This window comes from Actinokineospora pegani, assembly GCF_009745975.1.
Classification (GTDB): Bacteria; Actinomycetota; Actinomycetes; order Mycobacteriales; family Pseudonocardiaceae; genus Actinokineospora; species Actinokineospora pegani.
On sequence record NZ_WHOL01000023.1, the window covers coordinates 1 to 705 of the forward strand.

A 705-nucleotide genomic window follows, 5' to 3' on the forward strand; every position below is an offset into this window, starting at 1 on the left:
GGAAGCCACCGCCGCCGCCACCGCCGCCGGGACCGCCGCGGAAGCCACCGCCACCGCCGCCGCCACCGGGACGACCAGCGCCGCCACCGCCGCCACCGGGACGGCCGCCGGGGCCACCTCGGCCCGCGCCGCCGCCTGCCGGACGGGCCGGACGGGGCGGCATCATGCCCGGGTTCGGGCGGGGCGGCATGTTGCCGGGGTTCGGACCGCCTGCCGGGCGCGGGGCCGGACGGTCGCCACGCGGACCGGAGGCGGGCCTGCCGCCCTCGGGACGCGAGCCGCCACCGGGCGCTCCACCCTGCGGGCGCTCCTGCGGGCCGGGACGCGGACCGCCCGGACGCGGGGCCGGGGCGCCGCCGCCGACACCGAAGGGGTTGTTGCCGGGCCGGGGCGCGCGCGGTCCCGGCTTCGGGGACTGCGTGCGCGGCGGCACGACCGCGCCGCCACCGCCCTGGGCGGCCGCGGGACGCGGCTGCGCGGGCTTGGGGCCCGCGGGCTTGTTCTGCGCGGGCGCCGCCGGGGGCTGCTGCTGCGGGGCCTGCTGCTGCGGGGCCTCGGCGGCGGCCGCCGCCGGGCGCTGCTGCTCAGGCGCGGGCTTCGGCGCGGGCTTGGGGCCCGGCCGCGGGCCGGACGGACCCGGCTTGAAACCGGGCGCCGGGGGTGGCGTCTGCCGCTCCGCCGCGGGGGCGGGCTGGGCGCTGGGCG

1 pseudogene is annotated in these 705 nt (G+C 84.7%); it reads right to left on the bottom strand.

The window, feature by feature from the left end:
* Positions 1-705 (bottom strand): annotated as a pseudogene (locus tag GCL84_RS29065) (translation initiation factor IF-2); the annotation flags it as partial.